The 26,161-nt window shown below is 63.1% G+C and carries 27 protein-coding genes; 9 read left to right on the plus strand and 18 right to left on the minus strand.

All coding sequences use genetic code 11. The features are described from left to right. Positions 1 to 228: 228 nt before the first annotated feature. The 4 genes from JMN22_RS14950 to JMN22_RS14965 are packed head-to-tail and all read right to left on the minus strand — an operon-like array spanning position 229 to position 3,319. Positions 229 to 1,596 carry a 4Fe-4S binding protein gene (locus tag JMN22_RS14950; protein WP_198796538.1) on the minus strand — a complete coding sequence of 456 codons (1,368 nt, stop codon included), beginning with the start codon at positions 1,594 to 1,596 and terminating at the stop codon, positions 229 to 231. Next, on the minus strand, positions 1,584 to 2,441 hold the full coding sequence (locus JMN22_RS14955; protein WP_030138809.1) for an FTR1 family iron permease: 858 nt from the start codon (positions 2,439 to 2,441) through the stop codon (positions 1,584 to 1,586). Before JMN22_RS14955 ends, JMN22_RS14950 begins: the two co-directional genes overlap by 13 nt. 18 nt (positions 2,442 to 2,459) lie before the next feature. Further along, positions 2,460 to 2,786, minus strand: coding sequence for a cupredoxin domain-containing protein (locus tag JMN22_RS14960; RefSeq protein WP_198796537.1), 327 nt, complete (start codon positions 2,784 to 2,786; stop codon positions 2,460 to 2,462). 2 nt (positions 2,787 to 2,788) lie between these two features. Beyond that, positions 2,789 to 3,319 carry an iron transporter gene (locus tag JMN22_RS14965; RefSeq protein ID WP_198796536.1) on the minus strand — a complete coding sequence of 177 codons (531 nt, stop codon included), beginning with the start codon at positions 3,317 to 3,319 and terminating at the stop codon, positions 2,789 to 2,791. A 181-nt stretch (positions 3,320 to 3,500) separates the two neighbouring features. Between JMN22_RS14965 and JMN22_RS14970 the strand changes: the two genes are divergently transcribed. Beyond that, a complete protein-coding gene (locus JMN22_RS14970; RefSeq protein WP_198796535.1) occupies positions 3,501 to 3,725 on the plus strand; it encodes a DUF3079 domain-containing protein in 225 nt (74 codons plus the stop codon). Positions 3,726 to 3,886: 161 nt separating this feature from the next. Here the strand turns inward: JMN22_RS14970 and JMN22_RS14975 are convergent, their stop codons facing one another. The 3 genes from JMN22_RS14975 to JMN22_RS14985 all read right to left on the minus strand — a co-directional run bounded on the left by JMN22_RS14975 (position 3,887) and on the right by JMN22_RS14985 (position 9,629). Further along, positions 3,887 to 5,626, minus strand: a complete 1,740-nt coding sequence (locus tag JMN22_RS14975) for a dipeptidase (RefSeq protein ID WP_198796534.1) — start codon at positions 5,624 to 5,626, stop codon at positions 3,887 to 3,889. 313 nt (positions 5,627 to 5,939) lie between these two features. Then, positions 5,940 to 7,943: a peptidase U32 family protein gene (locus tag JMN22_RS14980; protein ID WP_198796533.1), complete on the minus strand. Its 2,004-nt coding sequence runs from the start codon at positions 7,941 to 7,943 to the stop codon at positions 5,940 to 5,942. Between the two features lie 117 nt (positions 7,944 to 8,060). Further along, on the minus strand, positions 8,061 to 9,629 hold the full coding sequence (locus tag JMN22_RS14985; protein WP_198796532.1) for a sensor domain-containing diguanylate cyclase: 1,569 nt from the start codon (positions 9,627 to 9,629) through the stop codon (positions 8,061 to 8,063). A gap of 126 nt (positions 9,630 to 9,755) precedes the next feature. On the opposite strand from JMN22_RS14985, the gene JMN22_RS14990 reads away from it, so the two are divergent. Then, on the plus strand, positions 9,756 to 10,214 hold the full coding sequence (locus JMN22_RS14990) for a metallophosphoesterase family protein (RefSeq protein WP_198796531.1): 459 nt from the start codon (positions 9,756 to 9,758) through the stop codon (positions 10,212 to 10,214). A gap of 10 nt (positions 10,215 to 10,224) precedes the next feature. Here the strand turns inward: JMN22_RS14990 and JMN22_RS14995 are convergent, their stop codons facing one another. The 3 genes from JMN22_RS14995 to JMN22_RS15005 all read right to left on the minus strand — a co-directional run bounded on the left by JMN22_RS14995 (position 10,225) and on the right by JMN22_RS15005 (position 13,377). Continuing rightward, positions 10,225 to 11,127 carry a sugar phosphate isomerase/epimerase family protein gene (locus JMN22_RS14995; RefSeq protein WP_045155837.1) on the minus strand — a complete coding sequence of 301 codons (903 nt, stop codon included), beginning with the start codon at positions 11,125 to 11,127 and terminating at the stop codon, positions 10,225 to 10,227. A gap of 140 nt (positions 11,128 to 11,267) precedes the next feature. Continuing rightward, positions 11,268 to 12,437, minus strand: coding sequence for a Gfo/Idh/MocA family protein (locus tag JMN22_RS15000; RefSeq protein ID WP_198796530.1), 1,170 nt, complete (start codon positions 12,435 to 12,437; stop codon positions 11,268 to 11,270). A gap of 16 nt (positions 12,438 to 12,453) precedes the next feature. Beyond that, the gene (locus tag JMN22_RS15005; RefSeq protein WP_039591077.1) at positions 12,454 to 13,377 is read right to left on the minus strand and encodes a TIM barrel protein; all 924 of its coding nucleotides are present in this window, start codon (positions 13,375 to 13,377) and stop codon (positions 12,454 to 12,456) included. A gap of 130 nt (positions 13,378 to 13,507) precedes the next feature. Between JMN22_RS15005 and JMN22_RS15010 the strand changes: the two genes are divergently transcribed. The 4 genes from JMN22_RS15010 to JMN22_RS15025 all read left to right on the plus strand — a co-directional run bounded on the left by JMN22_RS15010 (position 13,508) and on the right by JMN22_RS15025 (position 16,061). Beyond that, a complete protein-coding gene (locus JMN22_RS15010; RefSeq protein ID WP_045155838.1) occupies positions 13,508 to 14,563 on the plus strand; it encodes a LacI family DNA-binding transcriptional regulator in 1,056 nt (351 codons plus the stop codon). A 93-nt stretch (positions 14,564 to 14,656) separates the two neighbouring features. Next, positions 14,657 to 15,223, plus strand: a complete 567-nt coding sequence (locus tag JMN22_RS15015; protein WP_033864438.1) for a chalcone isomerase family protein — start codon at positions 14,657 to 14,659, stop codon at positions 15,221 to 15,223. Further along, positions 15,220 to 15,759, plus strand: coding sequence for a DUF3833 domain-containing protein (locus JMN22_RS15020; protein ID WP_198796529.1), 540 nt, complete (start codon positions 15,220 to 15,222; stop codon positions 15,757 to 15,759). Before JMN22_RS15015 ends, JMN22_RS15020 begins: the two co-directional genes overlap by 4 nt. Next, entirely contained in the window at positions 15,756 to 16,061 is a 306-nt protein-coding gene (locus tag JMN22_RS15025) for a DUF6482 family protein (RefSeq protein ID WP_198796528.1), read from the plus strand. Before JMN22_RS15020 ends, JMN22_RS15025 begins: the two co-directional genes overlap by 4 nt. A 17-nt stretch (positions 16,062 to 16,078) precedes the next feature. Here the strand turns inward: JMN22_RS15025 and JMN22_RS15030 are convergent, their stop codons facing one another. The 8 genes from JMN22_RS15030 to JMN22_RS15065 all read right to left on the minus strand — a co-directional run bounded on the left by JMN22_RS15030 (position 16,079) and on the right by JMN22_RS15065 (position 23,172). Further along, positions 16,079 to 16,567 carry a DUF2878 domain-containing protein gene (locus JMN22_RS15030; RefSeq protein WP_080628530.1) on the minus strand — a complete coding sequence of 163 codons (489 nt, stop codon included), beginning with the start codon at positions 16,565 to 16,567 and terminating at the stop codon, positions 16,079 to 16,081. Continuing rightward, positions 16,567 to 17,835: an SAM-dependent methyltransferase gene (locus tag JMN22_RS15035; protein ID WP_198796527.1), complete on the minus strand. Its 1,269-nt coding sequence runs from the start codon at positions 17,833 to 17,835 to the stop codon at positions 16,567 to 16,569. Before JMN22_RS15035 ends, JMN22_RS15030 begins: the two co-directional genes overlap by 1 nt. After that, a complete protein-coding gene (locus JMN22_RS15040; protein WP_030138827.1) occupies positions 17,807 to 18,622 on the minus strand; it encodes a DUF1365 domain-containing protein in 816 nt (271 codons plus the stop codon). Before JMN22_RS15040 ends, JMN22_RS15035 begins: the two co-directional genes overlap by 29 nt. Then, positions 18,619 to 19,866, minus strand: coding sequence for an NAD(P)/FAD-dependent oxidoreductase (locus tag JMN22_RS15045; RefSeq protein WP_198796526.1), 1,248 nt, complete (start codon positions 19,864 to 19,866; stop codon positions 18,619 to 18,621). Before JMN22_RS15045 ends, JMN22_RS15040 begins: the two co-directional genes overlap by 4 nt. 3 nt (positions 19,867 to 19,869) lie before the next feature. Continuing rightward, on the minus strand, positions 19,870 to 20,625 hold the full coding sequence (locus tag JMN22_RS15050) for an SDR family NAD(P)-dependent oxidoreductase (protein WP_198796525.1): 756 nt from the start codon (positions 20,623 to 20,625) through the stop codon (positions 19,870 to 19,872). Continuing rightward, entirely contained in the window at positions 20,622 to 21,044 is a 423-nt protein-coding gene (locus tag JMN22_RS15055; RefSeq protein WP_181289580.1) for a nuclear transport factor 2 family protein, read from the minus strand. Before JMN22_RS15055 ends, JMN22_RS15050 begins: the two co-directional genes overlap by 4 nt. A gap of 165 nt (positions 21,045 to 21,209) precedes the next feature. After that, positions 21,210 to 22,286 carry an alkene reductase gene (locus tag JMN22_RS15060; protein ID WP_198796524.1) on the minus strand — a complete coding sequence of 359 codons (1,077 nt, stop codon included), beginning with the start codon at positions 22,284 to 22,286 and terminating at the stop codon, positions 21,210 to 21,212. Between the two features lie 46 nt (positions 22,287 to 22,332). Continuing rightward, positions 22,333 to 23,172 (minus strand): pirin family protein, encoded by an 840-nt coding sequence (locus JMN22_RS15065; RefSeq protein ID WP_030138832.1) that lies wholly within the window; start codon positions 23,170 to 23,172, stop codon positions 22,333 to 22,335. Positions 23,173 to 23,290: 118 nt separating this feature from the next. On the opposite strand from JMN22_RS15065, the gene JMN22_RS15070 reads away from it, so the two are divergent. From JMN22_RS15070 to JMN22_RS15080, 3 genes are all read left to right on the plus strand, one after another. Further along, positions 23,291 to 24,205 (plus strand): LysR family transcriptional regulator, encoded by a 915-nt coding sequence (locus JMN22_RS15070; RefSeq protein WP_198796523.1) that lies wholly within the window; start codon positions 23,291 to 23,293, stop codon positions 24,203 to 24,205. A 235-nt stretch (positions 24,206 to 24,440) separates the two neighbouring features. After that, entirely contained in the window at positions 24,441 to 25,745 is a 1,305-nt protein-coding gene (locus JMN22_RS15075) for a flavin-containing monooxygenase (protein WP_198796522.1), read from the plus strand. Beyond that, positions 25,745 to 26,155 (plus strand): RidA family protein, encoded by a 411-nt coding sequence (locus JMN22_RS15080; RefSeq protein ID WP_003182257.1) that lies wholly within the window; start codon positions 25,745 to 25,747, stop codon positions 26,153 to 26,155. Before JMN22_RS15075 ends, JMN22_RS15080 begins: the two co-directional genes overlap by 1 nt. Positions 26,156 to 26,161 lie beyond the last annotated feature (6 nt).

Below are 26,161 nucleotides of genomic sequence, written 5' to 3' on the forward strand. Positions count from 1 at the left end.
CGCGAAGGCGGTGGGTCTGTTTGAATTAAGGTTGAATGTGCCGACGCCTTCGCGAGCAAGCTCGCTCCCACATTGGCTTTGTGTTTGAGCCTGGACATGGTGGACGCCGCGAATCCCTGTGGGAGCGAGCTTGCTCGCGAAGGCGGTGGGTCAGTTTGCATCGGAGTTGGATGTGCCGACGCCTTCGCGAGCAGGCTCGCTCCCACAGGGGACGTTGGTGGCTTCGTGTTACCACCCCCAGAACTGCAACCACCAACCGTATCCCACCAAGCCGCTCGCCATGACCAGACAGGTCATGGCGGGCATCCGCTGGATCGGCCCGGCGCCGTCGCGGCCGAGCACTTTCCAGCCCAGCAGCAAGCTCCAGCCGATGGCCGCGACCAGCAGCATCGCCCGGGCTGGCTGTACCCATTCCAGCAACAACCCTTCGTAGCGCAACAGCTTCACCGTGGTGGCCGACAGGCCGAGGAACAACCCTGCACCGCCGAGGGGCACCAGGGTGATGGCCAAGGGCCAATACTGTGCAGCATCACCCGAGAGTCGGGCCGCCAGGCGCATCAGCAGCATCAACGCAGTGCCCATCAGCAACGCACTCATTCCGAGATAAGTGACGATGCAAAAACCGTCCAGCCAACTGAAACTGTCGTTGAGCCGCGGATAGTGCGTCAACAACCACCACGGCGCGTTGTCCAGCAACGGCCAGGTCACGTCGCGCGACACCAGCCATTGGGCCAACCCCTGTTTCAAGGCGATGAACCAAGGGCTGACGGTCCACTGGAACGCGCCCATCGCCAGGCCAATGACCCCGAAGAACAGCAAGCGCACGTCCCAGGGCGAGACCGTGGTTGGGGTGGCCTGGAGGATTTCCCGGTTGCTGGAGCGTGCGATCAGCCGCACCGCGTCGCGCTGGCCGCTGCAACGGCCACAGGCATGGCAATCGGCGGCGCCGCGCATCCGGCGGATGTCGAGCAAAGGCGCGCAGTTGGGCGGCGGGCGGCGCGGCGCCGGGTTTTCCAGCCAGCGTTTTTCATCCACGTGGAAGTGCACGGGTGCGAGGCGGGCGAGCAGGGCAAAGACGCCGCTGACCGGGCACAGGTAACGGCACCACACCCGTTTGCCACGGGCGAACAGCAATCCCACGACGACCGCCGCGACGGTCGAGCCACCGAGGATCAGCAGCGCCGCCTGGGCATAGTCATAGACGCTGATCAACTGGCCGTAGAGCGTGGTCAGGCAGAACGCCAGGGTCGGCCAACCGGCCCAGCGCAATCCCCGTGGCACGCCGAGGCCACGGCCGTATCGGCTGGCCCATTCGCTCAAGGCGCCTTCGGGACACAGCACGCCACACCAGAGCCGGCCGAACAGGACGATAGACAGCAACACGAACGGCCACCAGATCCCCCAGAACAGGAACTGCGCCAACAACGTCAAGTTGTCCAGGAGATGCGCCTGGCTGTCCGGCAACGGCAACATCGCCGGGAGAACCAACAGCACGGCGTAGAACAGCACCACCGCCCATTGCACGGTGCGGATGGTCGCGCCATGGCGGCGCATGCCGTCGCCGAGGCGCTGGAGCGCCGGGTTCAGGTCGGGCATGGCAGGTTTTCCACCTTGCTGCGTGGCCGCAGCCAACCGGCGACGGCCAGCCAATAACCGAGCCACACCAGCAACGTCAGCAGGCTGGGGCTGGCGCGATAACCGGTGAAGTCGGCGAGAAAAGCGCCCAAGCCATGGCCGTCGTCCAGCACGGCGCTGCTGTCCCACAGCGCATCGCCGATGGCGCGATACACCGCCTCCGGCCAATCCATCGCCAACAGTTGCCCGCCGATCCGCTCGACACCGCTGACCAGAAGCGCCGAGCCCAACAGCAGCAGGATCGCTTCGCTGATGGCGAAGAAGCGCGGCCACGAGATGAATCGGCGGCTGCCGTGGAGCAGGGAAACGGTCAGCAGCGACAAGACCAATCCGGCCACCGCGCCGACCGCGAACAACCCCAGTGAAGGACCTTCCAGCCGGGCGCCGGCGCCGTAGAGAAAGACCACGGTTTCGCTGCCTTCGCGGCTGACGGCAAGCAACGCCAGCACCAGCAGCCCCATCCCACCCTGGCGCCCCAGGCGTTGGTCGGCCTGACGCGTGAGGTCATGCTTGAGCGTGCCGGCGTTGCGATGCATCCAGCCGACCATTTGCACGATCAGCAGACTGGCGACCAGCGCCAACGACGCCTGGAACCACTCGTTGGCGCCGCCGCTCATGGCTTCGCCGGCCAACAGGATCAAACCGGCCAGCACGCCCGACAGCAACAGGCCGAGGGCCGCGCCACTCCAAACGTAGCGCAGCAGTCGGTCGGCCTGCTGCTGGCGGCTCACCCAGGCCTGGAGAATGCCGATAACCAGCAAGGCCTCGACGCTTTCGCGCCAGACAATGAACATCGATTGCGTCATTCGAACCTCTCCTGAGGATTAGCGGGCGAGAATGCTGCCCTCGGGTAACTGCGGGTTGAATTCATCGAAGAACGGGTAACGGCCGGGGCGCAGCGGGTGGATCACCACGAAGCTGGTCACGCCGGGGGACAGGACCTTCTCGACCCGTAGCGGCGTGCTTTCGAATTCCGCCGGGCCTTGGCCGATGTTCTTCAGCACGATCTTGAAACGCTGGCCGGCCGGCACTTCAAGCAGCGGCGGGGTGAACTGCCCGTCGCGCATGCTCAGCTCGTAAGTGAGCAGTTCGGCCTTGGCGATCGATGGCAGCGACAGGCCGGCCAGCATCAGCCAGATGAATCGGCTCATGTTCAGTACCCGCCTTTTTTTCCGATCCCGGCGTAGACGAATTCGTAGTGCAATTCACAGCGCTCGAACCACGGCGCCACGCCGGTTTCCTTGTCGGTGTGACGGCCGAGGGATGCGTGGCCTGCCGGCGGCTGGACGGTGAAGGTCAGTTGGTATTTGCCGGGGCCGAGCAGCTTCACGTTATCGCCGTAGTGCGGCCCGTCATTGGCGACCATGGCGTGGAAATCGCCCTTGAGCTCGGTGTCGTTGCCTTGTTTCTTCAACTGGAACGAGACGTTGAGATAGGGCACGAAGCTGCCTTCCTGGAAGCCCTGTTTATTGTCGGCGGTGGCGCGGATGTCGGCCTCCAGGTGCACATCGGAATCGGCGGTGGCGCGCATCATGCCGGGGGGGGCCATTTCGATCGGTTGCAGGTACACCGCGCCGACTTCAAGCCCGGGGCACAGTTGCGGTTCGCCGATGGGGTATTCCTTGGCCTGGGCCAGCGGTACGAGACACAACAGGGCGAGGGACAGGGGAGCGAGTGTGCGCATGATGACTTCCTGGTTGGCTAAGTGATGGCGCCGAGTCTAGGAAGCTTCGCTGCGAATAATAATGATTCTTGTCAATTTTCAGCGTGAATTTTCCCCGGATCTCTGTTCTTGACCGGAATCAAGGGACGCTGCGCGGCGCCAGGGTAGGGTGGGGTACATCCATCCGGCATGCGGGGTCGTCATGGCAAAGCCCTTTCCCATCAGTCCCAAACATCCCGAGCGCATTTGTTGGGGGTGCGACCGTTACTGCGCGTCGACCGCGCTGGCGTGCGGCAACGGCGCCGACCGCACGATGCACCCGGCGGAGATGATCGGCGAGGATTGGTACCTGCACGGGGATTGGGGGATAGACGTGGTGGATGTGACGGACAAGGCACCGGATGAAACCGCTGATCATCTGAAATAATGAATAACCTGTGGCGAGGGGATTTATCCCCGCTCGGTTGCGCAGCGACCGCAATATCTTGGGGCCGCTGCGCAGCCCAGCGGGGCGGTGCGACGTTTCGCTAAATCCCCTCGCCACATTAGAACCCGCAAACTTCAGATAGCATTGCTGGGCAGGAGTAGTTAGAGCTTCGGCAACTGCCCGATCCGCCCCATCATTTCGGTCACGACCTGCAGGTCCAGCAGGAACTGCTCCACGGTCTTGAACTCGTTGTCGTTGTGACCGGTGTACTTCACATCGGGCATGGCCAGGCCGAATTGCACGCCGTTGGGCAGGTCATGGACCGACGTGGCACCTGCGGAGGTGCCAAACTTGTGTTCCATGCCGAGGTTCTCGGTGGCGACGGCCAGCAGCGCCTTGACCCATTCGCCTTCGGGGTTGCGGTACATCGGTTCGTCGATAGAGTTATCGAAGGCCACCGCGACCTTGGACTTCTTGGCCCAGTCGGAAAGCTTGTCGTTGATCTCCGTCTTCAGCGTCTCGGTCGGCTTGCCCACGGGCACCCGCAGGTTCACGGCCAGCTTGAAGGTCTTGTCATCCATCCCGACGTAGGTCAGCGAGGCGGTCAGCGGGCCCATGAATGCGTCGGAGAAGCCGATGCCCAGTTTCTTGCCCAGGTAATCCAGGCCCCAATTGTCAGTGGCATAGCGGGCGGAGTCGGTGATGTGGTTGTGCTTGAGTGCGACCTTGCCGTCGAGGCCGTTGATGAACACCAGCATCCTGGCCACCGGGTTGACGCCTGACTCAGGCTCGGAGGAGTGGGCGGAAACGCCAGTGAAGGTCAGCTTGACCGTCTTGCCGTCCACCTCGCTTTTTACCTCAACGTCGCCGCCATTGGCCTTGGCGTAGTCAGTGCCGGCCTTGCGCAGGCTGGCGGCCAGCTCGGCGGGTTTGTCGGTGGCGAATGTCGCGACTGAAGTCGATGGGATCTGGTTGGTCGCCATGCCGCCGGTCAGCCCGGTGATCTCGGCGCCTTTGCCCTGGCCCGCGCGACGCGGGAAATTGGCCATGACCGTGCCATAGCCTTTCTCGGCGATCACCACCGGGTAGCTGCCATCCAGCGCCAGGTTGTAATTGGGCGTCGGGTTGCGCTCGAAATAATAGGGAATGGCATCGCCGGTGGTTTCTTCGGTGGTGTCGACCAGCAGCTTGAAGTGACGCGCCAGCGGCAGTTTTTCTTCCTTGATGATTTTCATGGCGTAGAGCGCCACGACGATGCCGTTCTTGTCATCCTCGGTGCCGCGACCGTACATGCGATCGCCCACCAGTGTGACCTTGAACGGATCAAGCTTGGTGCCGTCCTTGAGCACCCAGTTTTCCGGCGTCACCGGCACCACGTCGGCATGGGCGTGAATGCCCACGACTTCGTCGCCGCTGCCTTCGAGGGAAATCTCATAGACGCGGTTGTCGATGTTGCGGAAGTTCAGGTTGAAGTCGTTGGCCAGGCTCTTGATCTTGTCGGCGATCTTCAGGAATTCCGGGTTTTCATGCTGGGCCACGCCGTCCTTGCGATAGGTCGGGATTTCCACCAACTGGCGCAACGTCTCGGTGGCGGCCTTGCCGTACTTCACCCGGGCGTAGAGACCCAGCAGCCGATGGATCTCGTTCTGTTGCTCGGCGGACAGGGTTTTGTTGTCTTGGAAGGCATCGATCGCCGGGCCGAGGTTGGCGGTCTTGGCCAGGTCACTCTTGGCGACGCTTGCCAGGAACTGGCGGAAATCGCTGACCGAGGTATCGCTGAATGCTTTGACGAAGTCCGCGCTTTGTTGCGCAGTGATGTTGGCATTGGCCGATAACGGCAGGGAGGAGAGGGTGGACAGGACGAGGGTGGCGATAGCAAGACGCTTGAACGGGAAGTTCATGGTGGCAGGCATTCCTTTGCAGGGAAAAGTGTCGTTTGATGAAACAATCACTTACAACCTAGCATCATGAACGCGGATTGGGGGAGCCCCTTGAACGGAATATGTCGCCCGTAAAAGCGCAAACGGCGCAGAAATGAAAAATCCCTGCGCCGCGTCTGATCCAACTTTTCCGGCGGCTGGAATATCGCCTTCGCGAGCAAGCCCGCTCCCACAAAAGATCAGCAGAGGCGGCTGAGTAGCAGCACTTACTGTGGGAGCGGGCTTGCTCGCGAAGACGTCGGTCCATTCAACCGAGAGGTAACTGACCCGCCGATCAATGCGTCCCGCGCGGAATCGTCTTGAGCAAATCTTCCGGGCTGATATGCCCCACCACCGGCTGCGCGGTGCTGCCCGGCAGCGGCAGGTCGAGGATGTGCCCCTTGATCTTGCCGACCACGTGCATCTCGCAGGGCTTGCAGTCGAACTTCAGCGTCAGCACTTCATCACCGTGAATCAACTGCATCGGCGCAACCTTGGTGCGCACGCCGGTGACGCCCTTGGCCTGCTTGGGGCAGAGGTTGAACGAGAAGCGCAGGCAGTGCTTGGTGATCATCACCGGCACTTCGCCGGTTTCCTCGTGGGCTTCGAACGCCGCGTCGATCAGCTTGACGCCGTGGCGGTGGTAGAAGTCCCGGGCCTTCTGGTTGTAGACGTTGGCCAGGAATGACAGGTGCGATTCCGGGTACACCGGCGGCGGCGTGGTCTCGGCCTTGCGTCCGCCCCGTGGGTGCGCCGCGACGCGTGCCGTGGTCAGGGCTTCGATCACCTCGCGGCGCAGCGCCTTGAGCTGGGAGTTGGGAATGAAAAACGCCTGGGGCGCGTCCAGCTTGATCGACGTGGCGTGATACTCGGTGGTGCCCAGTTGGCCGAGCAGGTCCTGCAATTGTTCCAGGGCTTGCTCCGGCTTGTTCGCCAGGCCGAAGGGACCGTCGAGGGCCACGCTGGCGCTGATGCCTTCTTCGCTGGTGGCGGTCAGCGCCAGGCGCTCTTCACGCAACTGTGCGACCCAGGCCAGGCCCACACGGCGCTCGGCGGAGGTCTTGAGCAGCGCTTGTTGCCAGTTGTGATCGAGGTTGCGGCTCAGCGGATGATTGGGGCGCAACTGGTACATGCCGACTGGCATTTCGTTGGGCTCGACGCGGTAGCGGTAGCGCTTCTGGCCTTCGTCATCGAGGAACTCGCCCTTGGGCTCGGCGATGTTGGCCCGGAAACCCACCACTTCGCGCTTGACCAGCACGTTGAGGCCGTCGCCGTTGGACAGCGGGTCAGAGGTCACCACTTGCAGGTCACGCTTGCCGACTTTCTCCACCACGCCCACCGGTACGCCGGTGAACGTCGGCGAATCGAAGGCGCCGATGTCGATCTTGCGCTCGCTGACGAAATAGTCAGTGCTGCCACGGTGGAAGGTCTTGTCCGGGTCCGGCACGAAGAAATGCGCGATGCGGCCACTGGAGGCGCGGGCCAGGTCGGGGCGGTCTTCGAGGACATCGTCCAGGCGCTGACGATAGTAGGCAGTGATGTTCTTTACATAGGCCGCATCCTTGTAGCGGCCCTCGATCTTGAACGAGCGTACGCCAGCCTCCACCAGGGCGCGGATGTTGGCGCTCTGGTTGTTGTCTTTCATCGACAGCAGGTGTTTCTCGTAGGCGACCACCCGGCCCTGGTCATCTTTGAGGGTATAGGGCAGGCGGCAGGCCTGGGAGCAATCGCCACGGTTGGCGCTGCGGCCGTTTTGCGCGTGGGAAATGTTGCACTGCCCGGAAAACGCCACGCACAGCGCGCCGTGGATGAAGAACTCGATGGCCGCGTCGGTCTCGTCGGCGATGGCGCGGATTTCCTGCAGGTTCAGTTCACGGGCCAATACCAGTTGCGAGAAACCGGCCTGGTCGAGGAATTTCGCCCGGGCGAGGGTACGAATGTCGGTCTGGGTGCTGGCGTGCAGCTCGATCGGCGGGATGTCCAGTTCCATCACGCCCAGGTCCTGGACGATCAGGGCATCGACGCCAGCATCGTAGAGCTGGTGGATCAACTGGCGGGCCGGCTCCAGTTCGTTGTCGTGCAGGATCGTGTTGATCGTGGTGAACACCCGGGCGTGGTAGCGGTGGGCGAACTCCACCAACTGGGCGATATCGCTCACCTCGTTGCAGGCGTTGTGACGCGCGCCGAAACTCGGGCCACCGATGTACACGGCATCGGCGCCATGCAGGATGGCCTCGCGGGCGATGGTCACGTCGCGGGCGGGGCTGAGCAATTCCAGATGATGTTTAGGCAAGGACATGTTTTTTTAGTCAGGCTGGTCACGGTCGAAGCGCGCATTGTAGCCGCCAGGCGCCGGATCGGCACCTGCGCAACCCGACATTGGGTGATATGAGGCGATATGCGGTTGATCGCCGCGTCAGGGCCGGGAAGCACCGGCACTGCACCAGCGGTTTCGCCCGGTGTTCTTCGCCAGGTACAAAAACGCGTCTGCGGCCTTGATCAGCATGGCCGGGGTCGCGTCCTCGTTGCTTGGCTGGCAGGTGGTGATGCCGGCGCTGATGGTCACGATCCCCAAGGGATGATCGCCATGCTCGATGTTCAAGGCCCGGACGGCATCGAGGATTTGCTGCGCGACCTTGGCGGCGCCTGGGCTGTCCGTGTTGGGCAGCAACACGGTGAACTCCTCGCCGCCGTAGCGGACCGCCAGGTCACCCGGTCGCTTGATCGTCTGCCCGATCGCGCCGGCAATGGCTCGCAGGCAGTCGTCACCGGCGGCGTGGCCGTAGCGGTCGTTGAAGCGCTTGAAGTAATCGACGTCGAGCATGATCAGGGCCAGGGACGAACCCTGGCGCTTGGCCAGGCGCAGCTCATCGGCCAGGGCGATGTCCAGCCGCCGGCGATTGCCGAGCCCGGTCAGGCTGTCGGTCAGCGCCATGTCGCGCATGGCCTGGTGGGCGCTGCGGATCTGCTTTTCCATGGTCATGCGATAGCGCAATTGGCTCAGCACGATGAGGCCGAAAGCCACCAGCACCGAGATCAGGAACACCAGCACCAGGCTGGTCTTGAGCAGGTCGCGACGCCAGGGGCCGATGATTGAATCCCGGGACAGGCCGGCTTCCACCACCAACGGGTAGGTGGTCAGGGCGCGGTAGCCGTAGAGGCGCTCGGTGTCGTCGACGACGGCCCTGGCTTCGGCGATGCCTTGGTTGGAGGTGGGCAAATGCTCCCGGAAAATCACGCTGTTGACCAGGCTCTTGCCGATCACCGAGGCGACGAAAGGCCGGCGCACCAGGATCGTTCCACTGCGTGTCGCCAGGACCAGCGCGCCCTTGTCGTCGATCTTGAAATCACCGTAGTAATCGACGAAATAGCTGACCTTGACGGTCCCGAGCAGCACGCCCGCGAACGAACCGTCGGGGTTGTTCAGGCGCCTGGAGACGGGAATGATCAAATCGTTGGTGGAGCGGCTGTTGATCACCTCGCCGATGCGTACGCCCCGGTCGTCGTGGGTGCGGTGGTACTGGAAATAGTCGCGGTCGGCGTTGTTCGCCGTTTCCGGGATCACCTCCTTGTCCGTCGCCAGCCATTGGCCATCCGGGCCATAGATGAACAGCCCGTGCAACTGCGGCATGATCGCGGCCTGTTGCACCAGCAGCCTATGGATGCGCGGGATGTCCATGTTTTGCAGACCATCGCCTTCCACGCGTTCGGCGAGGGCGGCGGTCACCACGTCGACTTGTCGGATGGTGTCTTCGGCGTGTTGGGCGGTTGCCCGTGCCAGGTTGGTGACCGAATCGCGCGCAGAGGCAAAGGCCGCGCGATAATCACGCCATGTTCGCCAGCCTTCGACAGCCAGGAAGGCGATGATGACCACGAGCATGAAACTGACGGTCAACCGAAACGCCGCCCCGGCTCGCACAGCCTGCTGGGAGAAGGCTTCATCGGGGCTTTCGATTTTTGGCTCTGGCTGCTTGCGTCCGAGCATTCACATATCCTTTCCACGACAGGTTCGCGCCTTTCAGCGCGGAGCCTATCCTATTCGATTTCAGCACGTTAGCTAACTGCGACGAGATAGATATAGCCCACGACACACGCCGCAGGAGGAAGGTTCATGAAAGTTGGCGTCATTTCCGATACCCACGGCCTGCTGCGCCCCGAAGCGCTTGCTGCGCTGCAAGGCTGCGAGCGGATCATTCATGCCGGTGATATAGGCAGCCCGCAGATTCTGGAGGCATTGTCCACCATCGCCGAGCTGCACGTGGTGCGGGGAAACAATGACTTGGCGGCTGATTGGGCAGGGCACATCGCCGATTGCCTGCAGTTCGACCTTGGCGGATGGCAAGTGCTGTTGGTCCATGACATCGCCGACGTGCCGACACCGCTCGACCCAGGCGTGAGGCTGGTGATCACCGGCCATTCTCACAAACCGCTGATCGAATGGCGCGGCGAGCGGCTCTATCTCAACCCTGGCAGCGCCGGCCGGCGGCGGTTCAAGCTGCCGGTGACGCTGGCGCTGCTGGAGATCAGCGAACAGGCGATCAAACCACGGATCGTGCCGTTGCTGCCGTGACGGGCACGGTTTACCTGAAGTACTTGTCGACGTAGGCCTGGATTTCCTGGCGCATGAATCGCCCGGATTCATCTGCGCGTTCCTCCCAGCCGAACACGCACGCGGTGACGATGCCATCGAAGCCGGTCTTGGCCAGCTCGCCAAAGAACAGGTCCCAGTCGATCTCGCCCTGGTGCATGTCCATGTGCTGGTGCACCGTCACTTTGGCGCCGGGCGGGTTGACGATGTAGCGCAGGCCGGACGAGGCCTTGTGGTTGTAGGTGTCGGCGATGTGCACGTGGGCAATCATCGGCCCGGCTTCGGCGATCATGGCTTTCATGTCGTCGCCGAAGTAGAAGGTGTGGGGCGTGCAGTAGAGGAACTTGACGTTGTCCGAGCCAATGGTCTTGAGCATGTCCAGGGCCGGGTGCAGCGTCTCGCACCAGTCCTCCGGATGGGGCTCGACGTTGAGCGTGACGCCTTCGGATTCGAGGATCGGCACCAATTCCTCCATCGAACGCCACCAGGCCGCTTCGCTCGACTCATGGCTGTGCACGCCGCCACAGCAACTGACCTTATGCCCGCGATCCGGCGACGGTCCGCGGCCGAATTCCGAGTTCATCGTGGTGCAGCCCATCTCCACGGCGACCTGGATCGCTTCCTTCCAATAGTTCACCGCAGCCCGGCGCTCGTCCTCGTGCGGGCTGGCCCAGCGGTACATGGGTAGCAGCGAAGCCAGTTGCAAATCGTGGTCGCGCAGGGCCTTCTTGAATTCGGCGATGCGTTCCTTGTGGGCCCGCGGGCGAACCCACCACGGCAGGAAATCTTCCCGTGGCGACAGCTCGAGGTATTCGTAGCCGAGCTCGGCGGTCTTGCGGCAGAGGTCCGGCAGGCTCAGGTGGCGGTGCATGTAGGGATCGAGGGCGATTTTCATTGTTGTTCTCCTTGGGGAGCGTTCATGACCGTGGCGAGGGAGCTTGCTCCCGCTGGACTGCGCAGCAGTCCCAAAAAAGGGGCCGCTTCGCGCCCCAGCGGGAGCAAGCTCCCTCGCCACAGGAATTCTCTGGCAGCGGGTTAGTAGGCGATCCAGGTTGAATCGTTATTAGCCGATTCCACGCAACGCTCGACCCAGCGCACGCCGTCCACGCCGGCGTCGATATCGGGATAACGCAGGGCGGCCAGCGTCTCGGTGTCGCCACGGTTGGCAGCGTCCATGGCGAGGGCGAAGCGGCGATAAAGATTGGACCAGCCTTCGAACAGCCCTTCGGGGTGGCCGCCACCGATGCGATCGTCTTGCAGCGCGTCGGGATGCAAGTAGCCCATGCCGCGCTCGAGGGTTTGCGCGGGTTGGCCCTGGATTTCGAAACTCAGCTGGTTCGGGCGTTCGTCCCACCATTCCAGGCTCGCCCGGGACCCGATCACGCGGATCTTCTGGCCGTGCATCGAGCCGGCGTTCACCGCGCTGGACCAGACCATGCCCATCGCGCCGCTTTCGTATTCCATCAAGGTGTAGGCGTTGTCCTCCAGCGGGGCGCGGCTGGCGACGAAGCTTTGCCGGCTGCACATCAGGCGCTTGATTCGGAACTCGGGCAGCATGACTTTGGACAGGTACAGCGGATGCGTGCCCACGTCGCCCAACACATAGCTGGGCCCTGCCTGGCGCGGGTCGACGCGCCATTGCGTCGCCTGGTTCTGCGCCTCTACCGGTGCGCTATGGAAACCGTGGGCGAACTGCATGTGCACCATGCGAATCTCCCCCAGCTCGTGGGCGACGATCATCGCCCGCGCCTGCTCGATCAACTGGTGCCCGGCATAGCCGTAGGTGAGGCCGACGATGCGGCCCTTGGATTTCGCCAGGTCCCGCAGCGCCTCGGCCTCGTCGAGGGTGAAGCACAGCGGTTTTTCGCAGACCACATGCAAGCCGGCTTCAAGGGCCGCGCGAGTAATGGCGTAGTGAGTGCCGTTGGGGGTGGCGATCGACACCGCCTCGATGCCGTCGGGCCGCTGCGCTTCCATCTCGAACAGGCTCAGGTAGTCCGGATAACAGCGCGCCGGGTCGATCCCCAGCCGTTGGCCGAAGGCCCGGCCACGCTCGGGGTCGATGTCCAGCGCGGCGGCAACCAGTTCGAAGTTGCGGTCGCGCAGGGCGGCCGAGCGGTGGATGTAGCCAATCTGGCTGTGTTCGCCGCCGCCGACCATGGCCCAGCGGAGGGGGCGTGCAAGGATGTTGCTGCCATTGATCATGAGGACTCCTTTTCCTTTAAAAACCGATGCGGGATAGATAGGCGCGGCTGGCCGCCACGTCTTCCAGGCTGCTGGCGGCATTGCGCGGGTCGCGTTCCTGTTCGACGGTGATGCAGCCTTGGTAACCGAGCTCATGTAGGAGGCGATGCAACGCCGGGTAATCGATGACGCCACGCCCGATCGGGCACATCACGCCCCGGGCGCAGGCTGCGAAGAAGCGGATGCGTTCGTTCAACACCTGGTCGAAGACCGCCGGGTCGATGTCCTTGAAGTGCAGGTAATCCACGCGATGAGCGTAGGTACGCAGCGATGCGAGGGGGTCCATGCCTGCGTAATAGAGGTGCCCGGTGTCCAGGCACAATCCGGCGACGTCGTGGGGAATATCATCCACCAGCCGCGCCAGCTCATCGGCGAATTCGATGTGGCCGCCCGCGTGAGGATGGATGACGGCACGGATGCCGTAGGCGTGCCAGGCGATGTCGGCGACGGCGCGGATGTGCGCCATCATGGCGTTCCAGCGCGCGTCGTCCAGGCGTGGCGCGCGGTCCGAGTGGCCGGCCGCGTAGTCGCGTTCTTCGTGGCCCCAGTCGATGATCACCAGGTAGGGGCCACCGAAGCGTTGGCCGGGTTGTGGTTCGATGGGCGGCAACTGTTTGAGCAATCCGCAAATGGCGTGGGCCTGGCGCAGCAACTCCGGCAGGTTGGCCGGACTTACCAAGTCATCGAAAATCGTCCCCGCGACGATGTGAAGGCCGTGCTCCGACAGCGCTGGGCTGAGGGTCTCGGCCTCCAGCGGCAGATAGCCGCAAGGCCCCAACTCGATGCCGCGATAACCGGCCTCGGCGGCTTCGCCCAACACCCGTTGCCACGGCGGCAGGAACGGGTTCTTGATGTCATCGACGCCCCAGCAGCAGGGCGCCGTGCAGATGTGAATCGCCATGGAAGCACTCCGGCGGTGTTGTTGTTGTTTTTGTCTTGCCCTGATGCTATTGCCTCGGCGGGGAGCGGGCCATGGGGTGATGGCTTAATGTGGCAAAACCCCTCATGATGCCGGAAAGAGGTGTCAAGACATGTCAAAGCAACCCCGCCGAAAACTACGACCGACCATGGCCGACGTCGCCCGGGAAGCCGGCGTGAGCCTGTCGACCGTCGACCGAGTTCTGAACCTGCGCGCCGATGTCCGCGCCGACACCGCCCAGCGCATCGCCGCGGCGGCCGGGCGCTTGGGTTTTCATGCCAAGGCCGTGATCGAGCAACGGGTGCTCAACGACCGTCCCACCTTGCGCTTGGGCTTCCTGTTGCAGAAAAGCGGGGTGCCGTTCTACCAAGGGCTGGCCCACGCCCTGTCAAACGCCGCCGCCACCTGCGCGCGAGCGCGCATTCGGGTGGTCATCGGTTACCTGGACGACCTCGACCCCGTCAACGTGGCGCAACGCATCCTGGCCCTGCGCGACCAGGTGGACGGCCTCGGCGTGGTGGCGGTCGATCACCCCAGGGTGCGCGAGGCGGTGGCCCAATTGCGTGAGACAGGCATATCGGTGGTGGCGTTGCTGTCGGAATTGTCGAGCAGCGCCGGCACCGGCTATGCCGGCCTTGACAACCGCCTCACAGGCCGTACGGCTGGCTGGTTCATCAGCCGCCTCGCCAGGCAGCCCGGTCCAGCGGCGGTCATGCTCAGCAGCCAGCGTTTCCAGTGCCAGGAATTGTGCGAACTGAGCTTTCGCAGCTACCTGGCGGAGCAGTCCGGTGAATGGGAACTGCTCGCCTCGCGCCTGACCCTGGAAGACGATGAATTCGCTTATGGCAATACGCTCGACCTGCTCACGGCAGAACCCGACCTGGCGGGGCTCTATGTGGCTGGCGGCGGCATCGCCGGGGTGTTGCGCGCCCTGCGTAGCCTTCAGGAACAACAGCTTCGCCTGCCCGTGGTGGTGTGCCATGACCTCACGCCGCTGACCCGCGACGCGTTGAAGACCGGGTTGGTCCAGGCAGTACTTTCCCATCCGGTGATCGCCTTGGCGGAAGAGGCCGTCGATGCCTTGGTCGAGGCTGCGACGGCCACGTTGGCAGGGCCGGTGGCGAGGCGGGTGGTGCCGCTGCAGGTTGATGTACCGGAAAGCGTCTAGGGAAAATCCCAAGGTATTTGCCTACAAAAAAGCTGTACAAAACTATGATGTTGTACAAATATCGGTTTGCCTTCGCAAACCGGTTGCTTGCCCATGCCCAGATCCTTAGCCGCCCGCCACCGCTTGATAAGTGCCATGAGCCTTGCGCTGGCGCTGTACGCCAGTGATGCCTTGGCGGATTGGCGCGAGGCCTTGCCCGGAGCGGATCTGATCGGCGAGGCAGATTTTCGCTGGTACGGGTTCGCCGTCTACCGGGCGCGGCTCTGGAGCACCGTGTCCAAGCCGAGCCTGGACACGCCTTTTGCCCTTGAACTCGATTATCGGCGCCGCATCAGCAAGCAGGACCTGGTCGAAACCAGCCTTGAGGAAATGCAACGCGTCACCGGCACGGTGCAGGATGCCGGGCGCCTGGAAGCCTGGGCGGCGCAGATGCGCGGTGCCTTTGTCGATGTGCAACCCGGCACTCGCATCACCGGCGTGTACCTGCCCGGCCAAGGCAGTCGCTTTTATGTCGATGGACGCCTTTCCCGCGAGATTGCCGACACGCTGTTCTCCCGATGTTTTTTCTCGATCTGGCTCGATCCGCGCACGCGTCATCCCGAGTTGCGCCAACGATTGCTGGGGCTCGATACGTCAAACGCAAAAAGGAGCACGCCATGATCCGTCTGCTGGCCATCTTGTTGCTGGTGATGGGCCTGACCAGTTGCGGCAATGTCAACGTAGGCCGCTATGCCGACCAGCAACCGCAACTCGACCTGGAGCGTTTCTTCAGCAAACCCGTCAAGGCCTGGGGCATCTATCAGAAGCGCTCGGGGGAGGTCATCAAGCGCTTTGAAGTGGATATTTCCAGCCGTCGCGAGGGTGATCGACTGATACTCGACGAGCGTTTTCTCTACAGCGATGGAAGCCGGCAGCGTAGGGTCTGGACATTGACGCCAACCGGCCCAGGCCTTTGGAGTGGCCGCGCCGACGATGTAATTGGCGAGGCGTTAGGGGAGGTGGCGGGCAATGCGCTGCGCTGGCGCTATCGACTGAACCTGCAAGTGGACGATTCCACTTACGAGGTGACGTTTGACGACTGGATGTACCTGATGGACGAGGACACGCTGATCAACCGCTCCAGCATGAGCAAAGCCGGCATCGAACTGGGACAAGTGACGCTGTTCTTCCGTCGCCAGGCGGGGGACATGCAATGACTTTGAAAGAACTGCTCCAACTGGCCGTCGAGGGTCGGATCGTCGAGTTGGAATTGCTCTCACTGGAAGGCGGAATCTACCTTCTACGTGTTCGATTGGACCGGGAAGTGCTCACGTTGCTTGACGAGTCGGGACATTCGTTTCGAGTTCGCTCCACCACGCATCTGCGGGAGCTGTTGCGCGATGTGCCGCGCCTGCCCTGTACGCTGATTCAACAGGTTGTCCATGATGAAATGTGCGACCAGCGTGAAGGGCTGATCGAGCCGCTGCGCCTGCCGCTTTTCCTGGATGAGCCTTGGTAGACAGGCCGATGCCGTGGCTATTGGGCGTCGGCCAGGCGTACGGCCAGCGGCAGCCCTATCGCCCATAGCGGCGCCAGCACCAGCGCGGTGCCGAGCATCCCCAGCGGCAGTGAAACACCCGCCAGTGGTGCGCCCGCGCAGTAGGCGAGGGGGCCGCCGACTGCGCCCGCGAGGGCGCCAAGCCACAGCTTTTTTCCAGCCCATGCCAGGCTGTGGCGCAGCCCGCTGGCAAAAACCAGCCAGAGCAGCGCCAGCCACAGCGGCAACGGGCTTTCAGCGAATTCGAACAGGCCCAAGATCCCCAGGCTCCCATCCAGCAACATACCGCTCACACCGACACGCAGCATCGCCCGACGCTCGGCCTTCGGGTCGGGGCACAACAGTAGGTGAGCGAGCAATCCAACCACCACGGCAGCAAGCCATGCCGGCTGGTGCGCACCCAGTACACACGCCCACCAGCCCAATTGCAGCCAGAGCGCATTGGCAATCAGCGCGGTGCGACTGATCATGCTTGACGCTGTTCCAGCAAGGGCGCGGGGCGGGCCCCGGGGGCGGCGAACAGCAGTTGCGCGACGCCAATGGCACGCTCCTGGAACCCGCCCTCGCAATAGCACAGGTAAAACTCCCAAAGGCGCTGGAACGTCTCGTCATAACCCAACGCCAGCAGGGCCTGGCGCGACTGCCGGAAGTTGTCGTGCCAGTGGCGCAGGGTGCGGGCGTAATGCGCGCCAAAATCTTCCAGGTGCAGCAAGTTGAGCGGGGTCTGGGCACTGGCGGTCTTGAGCAGCATCGACAGGGACGGAAGCGCCCCACCGGGAAAGATGTGCCGCTGGATGAAATCCACCGAGCGCCGGGCCTGCTCGTAGCGTTGGTCGCGAATGGTGATGGCCTGGATCAGCATCAGGCCGTCGTCCTTGAGCAGCGCGGCGCAGCGGCGGAAATACTCGGGCAGGTAGCGATGGCCGACTGCTTCGATCATCTCGATGGACACCAATTTATCGAAGCGTCCCTCCAGGTCGCGGTAATCCTGGCACAGCACTTCGATGCGTTGTTGCAGGCCCAGCGCCGCGACACGTTGACAGGTATGCGCGTACTGCTCTTTGGAAAGTGTCGTGGTGGTGACTTTGCAGCCGTAATGGGTAGCCGCATGGATGGCCAGGCTGCCCCAACCGGTGCCGATCTCCAGCAGATGGTCGCCGGGTCGCAGATCAAGCTTCTGGCAGATGCGTTCGAGCTTGTTGACCTGGGCCTGTTCGAGGCTTTGTTCGGCATGTTCGAACATGGCCGCCGAATACATCATCGTTGGATCTAGCAAGCGTTCGAACAGCTCGTTGCCCAGGTCGTAATGGGCCTTGATGTTGCGCCGCGAGCCCTTGCGATTGTTGCGATTGAGCCAGTGCAAGCCGCGCAGCAAAGGCCGGCCCAGGCGTGCCAGGCCGCTGTCCATGGCATCGAGCACGTCAAGATTGGCGACGAACAGGCGAGTGACGGCGGTGAGGTCGTTGCTGCGCCAGTAGCCGTGGATATACGCCTCGCCGGCACCGATCGAACCATTGCCGGCGACCATGCCCCAGACGGCACCGTCCAGTATCTCGGCCTCGGCCACCAAAGGGCTGGACACGTCGCCAAAGCTCAACGGCTCGCCATCCAGCATGAGGCGCAGGTGGCCGTGACGCAGGCGGCGCAGTTGTGCGAACACGGCCTGTTTGAACAGGCCGCCGCTCAACGGGCAGCCGCCGCTGGCCTTAGTGACGCTCAGGGTGGGTTCGGACATGGTCTGGATCCTTATGGGCGGTTTGGCCGACAGTCAGGCTGCCATCGCTGGCCTGATGATCGTGCAGGGGCGTGCGTTTGAAGAGCAGGCGCAGGGCCTGCCAATAGATGGCGCTCACGGTGCGCAAGCTCATCCACGGAAACGCCAGCACGTAGCGACGCAGTGCTGGCGCGTCGAGAGGGCGACGTTGCAGCGCGAGGTCGGCCTCGAACACCTTTTGGCCGGCGCGCCAGTTTTCCATGTGCACGCGGATGTGCGAGTCCTGGATCAGGAAGCGCATGCGGTAGTCCATGTCCCGTGGCAGGAACGGTGAAACATGGAACGCCTTGGCGACCTGGAACAGGTGCGGCTCGCCGGGGGTTACCGGCAGCACGTAATGGTGGCGCTCACGCCAGGGTGTGTTACGCACTTCACAGAGAATTGCCGCCAGGCGCCCGGCAGTGTCATGGCAGAAGAAGAAACTCACCGGATTGAATGACAGGCCCCAACTGCGTGGTTGGGTCAACAGATGGATTGCGCCTTGAGGAACGGAGCCCAGCGCTTGCCCTACGACTTCCCGCACCGCTTGAACCAGCGGGATGCCCGCTTGGGTAAGGGTCGGCAGGTAGTCACGCTCACGCCAGCACAGCGGCGCCACACGCCATGGCCGCAGTAAACGTGACAGTCTCAGCAGGCTCGCTTGTTCGGCGAGATCGAGGTAAAACATGCCGATCGGATACCGGAACGCGTGGACGCGCGGCGTATGGCGCCGATGATCGATCCAGCCGTGACACAGGCTGCTGTTCAAAGCACTTCTCCGAAATGCTCCGCCACGGCGAGCGCGCTGACGACGCCGTCTTCATGGAAGCCATTGGCCCAGTAGGCGCCGCAGAAATAGCTGTGCTGCTGTCCTTGCAGGTCATTTTGCCGAGCCTGGGCGGCGATCCCGGCGAGGCTGTATTGCGGGTGGGCGTAGTCGAAGCGGGCGAGGACCTTGGCCGGGTCCACCGACGCGCTTTGGTTCAGGCTCACGCAGAACGTCACCGGCGCATCGAACCCCTGGAGAATGTTCATGTTGTAGGTCAATGCGGCAGGTGCCTGTGGCGGACCGCCCAGACGGTAGTTCCAGCTCGCCCAGGCGTTCTGGCGCCGTGGCAATAATCGAGTGTCGGTGTGCAGCAGCACCTCGTTGTGGGCGTAGGCCAGGGCACCGAGCACATCGACTTCATCGACGCTTGGGGTTTCGAGCAGCGCCAGGGCCTGGTCGCTGTGGCAGGCGAATACCACCTTGTCGAATCGCTCCGGGCCACGATGGCTGTGCACGGTCACGCCGTCGGCGTCGCGGCTGACCCGCTGCACCGGACAGTCGAGATGGATGCGTTGGCGAAAGCGGGCGCACAACGGCTCGATGTAGGCGCGGGAACCGCCTTCGAGCACTCGCCATTGCGGACGCTGGTTGACCGACAGCAGGCCGTGGTTGTGGCAGAAACGCACGAAGAATTGCAGCGGGAACGCCAGCATTCCGGCCGGCGACATCGACCAGATCGCCGAGCCCATGGGCACGATGTAATGGTCGATGAAGCGTTGGCCGTAGCGCCGATCGCGCAGGTAATCACCCAGTCGAGTGGCGCTATCGATACGCTGCGCCTTGAGGTCCGCAGTCGCCTCGCGGTTGAACCTGAGAATATCCAGCAGCATGCCCCAGAAGCCTGGAGACAACAGGTTGCGCCGGCGGGCGAACAGACTGCCCAGGCTGTGCCCTTTGTATTCCTGGCCGGACGCTGGGTCATGCACCGAGAAACTCATTTCCGTCGGGCGCGACGCCACGCCCAACTGGTCCAGCAAGCGGATGAAGTTCGGGTAGGTCCAGTCGTTGTAAACAATGAAACCGGTGTCCACGCCGTAGCGTCGGCCCTGCCAATCGACATCCACGGTATGGGTATGGCCGCCGATCCGGTTGTCAGCTTCGAACACCGTAATCTGATGCTGGCGGGCCAACAGGTAGGCGCACGTCAGTCCCGAGATACCGCTGCCGATGATTGCGATGCGCATGGTTCAAGTCCTTTCCGCGTTACGTGAAAGACGACGGCCAAGCGCAAGGCGCCAGCGCGCAGGCAGGTGCCCGAGCAACCGCATGACAAAAATGAAGGCCCACGGAAACGCGATATCCAGCGGGCGCGCGCCCAGGCGTCGCGCGATGTGCTGCGCGGCCCGTTGTGCCGACCAGATCTGGGGCATCGGGAAGTCATTGCGCCGGGTCAGGGGCGTATCGACAAAACCGGGGCTCACCAGGGTGACGTCGATGCCTTCGGCAGCCAGGTCGATGCGCAATGACTCGAGCAGGTAACGCAACGCGGCCTTGGATGCGCCGTAGGCACCGGCCCGGGGCAGGGCCAGCCAGGTCACCGCGCTGCACACGGCGACCAGATGCGGCGCTTGGCCTCGGCGCAACAGGGGCAAGACCGCTTCCAGGCAATGGCAGGTGCCGAGCAGGTTGGTGTCGAGTACGCGCTCCACCAGGCGTGTGTCGAACTGCCCCGGTTCCAGGTATTCGCAGGTGCCAGCGTTGAGAATCACCTGATCGAGGGCGGCCCATTCGACGTCGATGCGCTGGATAATGCAGGACACCTGCGCGGGATCGCTGAGGTCCCCCGGCAGCACCAATACCTGGTTTGGATAGCGTTCAGCCAAGGCTTGCAGTGGGCCGATTTGCCGCGCGCTCAATGCCAGGTGATGACCCTGTCCAAGCAGCACCGCGGCCAGCTCGGCGCCGATTCCGCTGCTGGCACCGGTCAGCCAGATGCGGCTCATGCCAGCCTCCGCTTGAGCCAGCGAATGAGCGGCCCGAAGAGAGGCAAGTGCTCGTAGAGCAGGGCGCCGGCGTCGAAGAAATCCCGATGCAGATAGACCCGATCGTTCCAGCGCAAGTAGCTGCAGCCTGCCAATTCGATCGGTGCACCGCCGTTCAGGCGCGGGTGACGAAAGCGCAGCGTCCAGCGCAGGTAGCCCTCGCCGGTGGCGGTTTCATCGTAGCCATGAAAGTCGTAATGCACGTCGCGGACGTTGGCGTAGAGCTGGGCGAAGTAATCGCGCAAGGCCGGCAGCCCTTCTACCCGGTGCAATGGGTCTTGGAAGAGCACATCGTCGCTGTAGAGCCTGTCGAGTTCGGCCAGACGGCTGGCGTCCAGTTCGGCGAACGCGTGGGCGAAACCCTTGAGAAAGGCAGACATGTCAGGCTCCGAAAGTTGTACATGGTGGTATTCCTGTACAAGTATTCGGAGCGTACTGCATGAGTTGTACGAGATAAAGTGTTTTGTATAAGTATTTCGCAGTTCTGTACAACGTAAGGTGGCGAGCAATGGAGCGCTTCCATGCGCCCCGCTGTGTGCCTGCCTTTATTGCGTGGGCAGGCTCGGATAATCCGTATAACCCGCTTCTTCGCCCTGATAGAACGTGGCTGGATCTGCCGCATTCAACGCCTCACCCAACCTGAAACGCTCCACCAGGTCCGGATTCGCCAGGAACGGTGTGCCAAACGCCACCAAGTCCGCCGAGCCCTGGCTGATCGCCATGCCCGCACGTTCAGCGCTGTAGCCGCCGTTGGCGATGTACGGGCCGCCAAAGCGCCGCTTGAGTTCGAGGAAATCGAACGGGCCTTCGCCCAGTTCCACGATGTGCAGGTACGCCAGGCCATAGCGGCTGAGCATCCGGGCCGTGTAGTCGAAAGTTGCCTGGGGATGGCTGTCGCTCATCGAGAAATAGCTGAAGATCGGCGACAGGCGAACGCCAACGCGGCTGGCGCCGAAGACTTCGATCACCGACTCGACCACTTCCTTGAGAAAGCGCGCGCGGTTTTCGATCGAGCCACCGTAGGCATCGGTGCGCTGGTTGGTGCCGTCACGCAGGAACTGGTCGATCAGGTAGCCGTTGGCGCCGTGGATTTCCACGCCGTCGAAACCGGCGAGCTTGGCGTTGAGGGCGGCCTGGCGGAAATCGTCGATCACCCCAGGGATTTCATCCAGCGCCAATGCCCGTGGCAGTTCATAGGGCTTGAGGCCTTCGGCGGTATAGATTTCACCGTCGGCCTTGATCGCCGACGGGGCCACGGGCAGGGCGCCGTCAGCCTGGACCAGGGAGTGGGACAACCGGCCCACGTGCCAGAGTTGCAAGTAGATTTGCCCACCTTGGGCGTGAACAGCGTCGGTCACCTGTTTCCAGCCGGCGACTTGCTGGCTGGTGAAAATCCCGGGGGTGCGCAGATAACCCTTGCCTTGGGCCGAAACCTGCGAGCCTTCGGTAACAATGAGCCCGGCGCTGGCCCGCTGGCTGTAGTACTCGGCCATGAGCGGCGTCGCGACATCGCCGTCGCCTGCGCGGCTGCGGGTCATGGGCGCCATGACCATGCGGTTTTTCAAGGACAGCGTGCCGACTTGGACGCGGGAAAGCAGAAGATCAAGACCGATGTGGCTCATGAGGCACCTTTGATTATCAGGATTGAAAAGGGGTATCGAGGGACGGCTAGGCCAGCCGCCCTTGTTGTTTCAACTGGGCGCCGATGCGGCGGATTTCGCTTTCGCCCTGTTCCAGTGCGGCCTCGCTGGTGTGGACTGAGTAGTGACCCATCACCAGGTCGTGGGGATGCTTGACCGCCGAACCGAGCACGAAGGAGGTCGCGCCCCGGGCAACGATGTCGATGGCTGCGGCGGAGTCCTGGAAGATCACCATTTCCCCAGCAGTGATATTTGCGTCCGCGTCGAGGCTGCCGCTGTTGACGGCCAGCCACGCAACGTCGTGTCCGGCCGGCGGTGTGTAGCGCCAGCGCTCCTTGTCCTTGAGCTGCACGGCCAGGTAGTTCATGCCGGCGGGCGCGGCAACGCTGCTGCGCGCGGCGCCGTATTGGCCAAGCAGGACCAGCGCCGGACCTTCCCGAGGAATCTCGGAGGGCGCGAGATAAACGCTGTGGGCCGGGGCATTCTCCTGGGCCGGCGGCAACGCTACCCAGAGCTGGAAACCGCGTATGGCGGAGCCGCCAACGGGCCGGGCGTCATGCCAGACGCCGTTACCGGCTTGCATCCACTCCATGCCGCCACTCGGTAGCGTGCCGGATTTGCCGGTGGTGTCCTCATAGGCCACTTCGCCCTCGATCATGTAGGTCAGTGTTGCGATCCCGGAATGAGGGTGCATGCCGAAGCCGCGTGGCATGCCCTTGGCGTTTAATTCGAACAGGTCGAGAAACACGAAAGGTTTGCACAGTTGGCCGAGATCGCCGGGGCTCATGAGCCGAGTGATAGGCCCATGGCTGTTGCCGCGGGTACGGTGGACGATGGCGCGCTGTGGCGTCGCGACGATGCTGTTCATGAAAGACCTCGGAGTTCTGAAGCACGTTGGCGTCGATGGGGAAAGCGTAAGCCGCTTCCAATGGCTTGATTAGCCGATACAATCGGATTGAACTCATCCAGAAAACGAAGGAATGCCGATGCTGGATCTGAACGACGTGGCGCTTTTTGTCCAAGTGGTGCGCAGCGGCAGTTTTGCCGAAGCGGCCAGGCGGCTGGGCATGCCTTCGAACACCGTCAGCCGGCGCGTCCAGCAGCTGGAAGCGCAGTTGGGGACGCGGTTGCTGCAACGGTCGACGCGCAAGCTCACGTTGACCCATGTGGGCGAGGGGTTCTATGAGCGTTGCGTGGGCGCGGTAGACGGCTTGATGGATGCGGGCCAGGCACTGATGCACGGCAGTGACGAACCAGCCGGCCTGGTGCGGATCGCCGCGATGGCGGATTTCTTCGACTTCTTCCCGATGGAATGGATTGCCGACTTCCTCGCCGCGCATCCGCGGGTGCAACTCGATTTCGTGCTCAGCGATGCCCGTGTCGACTTGATTGCCGATCGCATTGATGTCGCGTTTCGAGGCGGTGTGCTGCAGGACTCGGGGTACGTGGGTCGGCAACTGCTGAGCAATGCCAGCGACGGCATGGTCGCCAGCCCGGCCTACATCGCTGCGTGGGGCATGCCGACGTCGCTGGATGACCTGGCTCGGCACTACAGCGTGAATTTTCCCCATCCCAGTGGGCTGAGCCAGTGGCAGCTCATCGGTCCGGATGGCCATGAAGTGGAAGTGCAGATACCCAGCCGCTTCAACGCCAATACCGCCCAGGCATTGCGCAAGGCAGCGGTAGCGGGCCTGGGCATCGCCGTGCTGCCGTCGGCGCTGAGCGCCATGGACCTCGAAGCCGGCCGGCTGGTGCGCGTGCTGCCGCAGTACCAACGAAGCGGTTTCGGCCTGAACGTGCTTTACCCCAGCCGACGGCAACTGCCCTTGGCGGTCTCGGCATTCATCGGGTTGGTGATGGAGAAACTCGAGCTCAAGGCGTTCCCGGCCCGGCCGGGCTGAACGCACCTTTTCGGTACTTCTTGACCTTGGATTGCCCTCGGTTGGCGCAACGCCTTGCCGAGCAGTTTTTTCCTTCCCAGCCGCAATAAAAAGCCTCGTTTCGCAAATTCCTGCCTGCCAACACAATCGCCTCGACAGCTCATTTCGATAGCTGCAATCGCAGAACAACAAGAAAAGATACCCGAGGCGGCACCGCGCCGACCTGAGCCAAACCCACTGCCGGAAGTGCCCAGACATGCCCGTTGAAACCCTACGCATCGATACGCTTGTAATAGGCGCCGGCCAGGCCGGCGTCGCCATGAGTGAACATTTGAGCCGCCAAGGCGTGCCGCACCTGGTGGTCGAGCGCAACCGCATCGCCGAGGCCTGGCGCACGGCGCGCTGGGATTCGCTGGTCGCCAACGGCCCGGCCTGGCATGACCGCTTTCCGGGCCTCGAATTCGCCGGCCTGGATCCCGATGCCTTTGCCTCCAAGGACCAGGTGGCCGAGTACTTCGAAGCCTATGCCCGCAAATTCAATGCGCCGATTCGCACCGGGGTGGAGGTGCGCAAGGTCGAGCGCACTGTCGGTCGCCCGGGTTTCACCGTTGATACGTCGGACGGCCTGATCGAAGCCACCAATGTGGTAGTCGCCACCGGGCCCTTCCAACGCCCCGTCATCCCGCCCATCGCGCCTGAAATGGCAACGGTCACCCAGATTCATTCCGCGCAATACCGCAACCCCGCGCAGTTGGCCGAAGGCGCCGTGCTGGTGGTCGGCGCGGGGTCGTCGGGGGTGCAGATCGCCGATGAACTGCAGCGCGCCGGCAGGCAGGTCTATCTCTCTGTCGGCGCTCACGATCGTCCGCCACGGGCCTATCGCAACCGGGATTTCTGCTGGTGGCTGGGGGTGTTGGGCGAGTGGGATGCCGAAGCCGTCAAGCCGGGTAAGGAGCACGTGACCATCGCCGTGAGCGGGGCGCGGGGCGGCCATACCGTGGATTTTCGTCGGCTGGCCCACGAAGGCATCACGCTGGTGGGCCTGACGCGGGCCTTCAACGGCAGCGTGGTGAGTTTCGAGTCCAACCTCGCCGAGAATATCGCCCGTGGCGATGAAAACTACCTGGCCTTGCTCGACGCCGCCGATGCCTATATCGAGCGCAATGGCCTGGACCTGCCGCCCGAACCCGAGGCGCGCCGGTTGTTGCCCGACCCTGAATGCATGACCCATCCGATCCAGAAGCTGGACCTGGCCGAGGCGGGCGTCACGACCATCATCTGGGCCACCGGGTATTCGGTGGATTACAGCTGGCTGAACGTCGATGTGTTGAAAGCCGACGGCAAGCCTCGCCATCAGCGCGGCGTCAGTAGCGAGCCGGGCCTCTATTTCGTCGGCCTGCCATGGCTGTCGCGGCGCGGCTCGGCGTTCATCTGGGGCGTGTGGCACGACGCCCGGCACATCACCGACCACATCGTCAAACAACGCACGTACTTCGACTACCGCGATGCATCCCAACGCGATTCGCAACCTTTGAAAACCAGCCTGACGGGAGTTCGTTGATGCCTACTCATACTCGCATCCGCATGTTCAACACCAAGGACACCTACCCGAACCAGACCCTGGACAACGACCTCTGCCAGGCCGTGCGCGCGGGCAATACCGTGTACGTCCGTGGACAGGTCGGCACCGATTTCGACGGCCAGTTGGTCGGCCTCGGCGACCCGCGTGCCCAGGCCGAGCAGGCCATGCGCAACGTCAAGCAATTGCTGGAAGAAGCCGGTAGCGACCTGAGCCACATCGTCAAGACCACCACCTACCTGATCGACCCGCGTTACCGCGAACCGGTGTACCAAGAGGTCGGCAAATGGCTCAAGGGCGTGTTCCCGATTTCCACCGGGCTGGTGGTCAGCGCCCTCGGCCAGCCGCAGTGGCTGATGGAAATCGATGTGATCGCGGTCATCCCCGAATAAGGAGTA

Source organism: Pseudomonas sp. HB05 (assembly GCF_016756915.1).
Lineage (GTDB): Bacteria > Pseudomonadota > Gammaproteobacteria > Pseudomonadales > Pseudomonadaceae > Aquipseudomonas > Aquipseudomonas alvandae.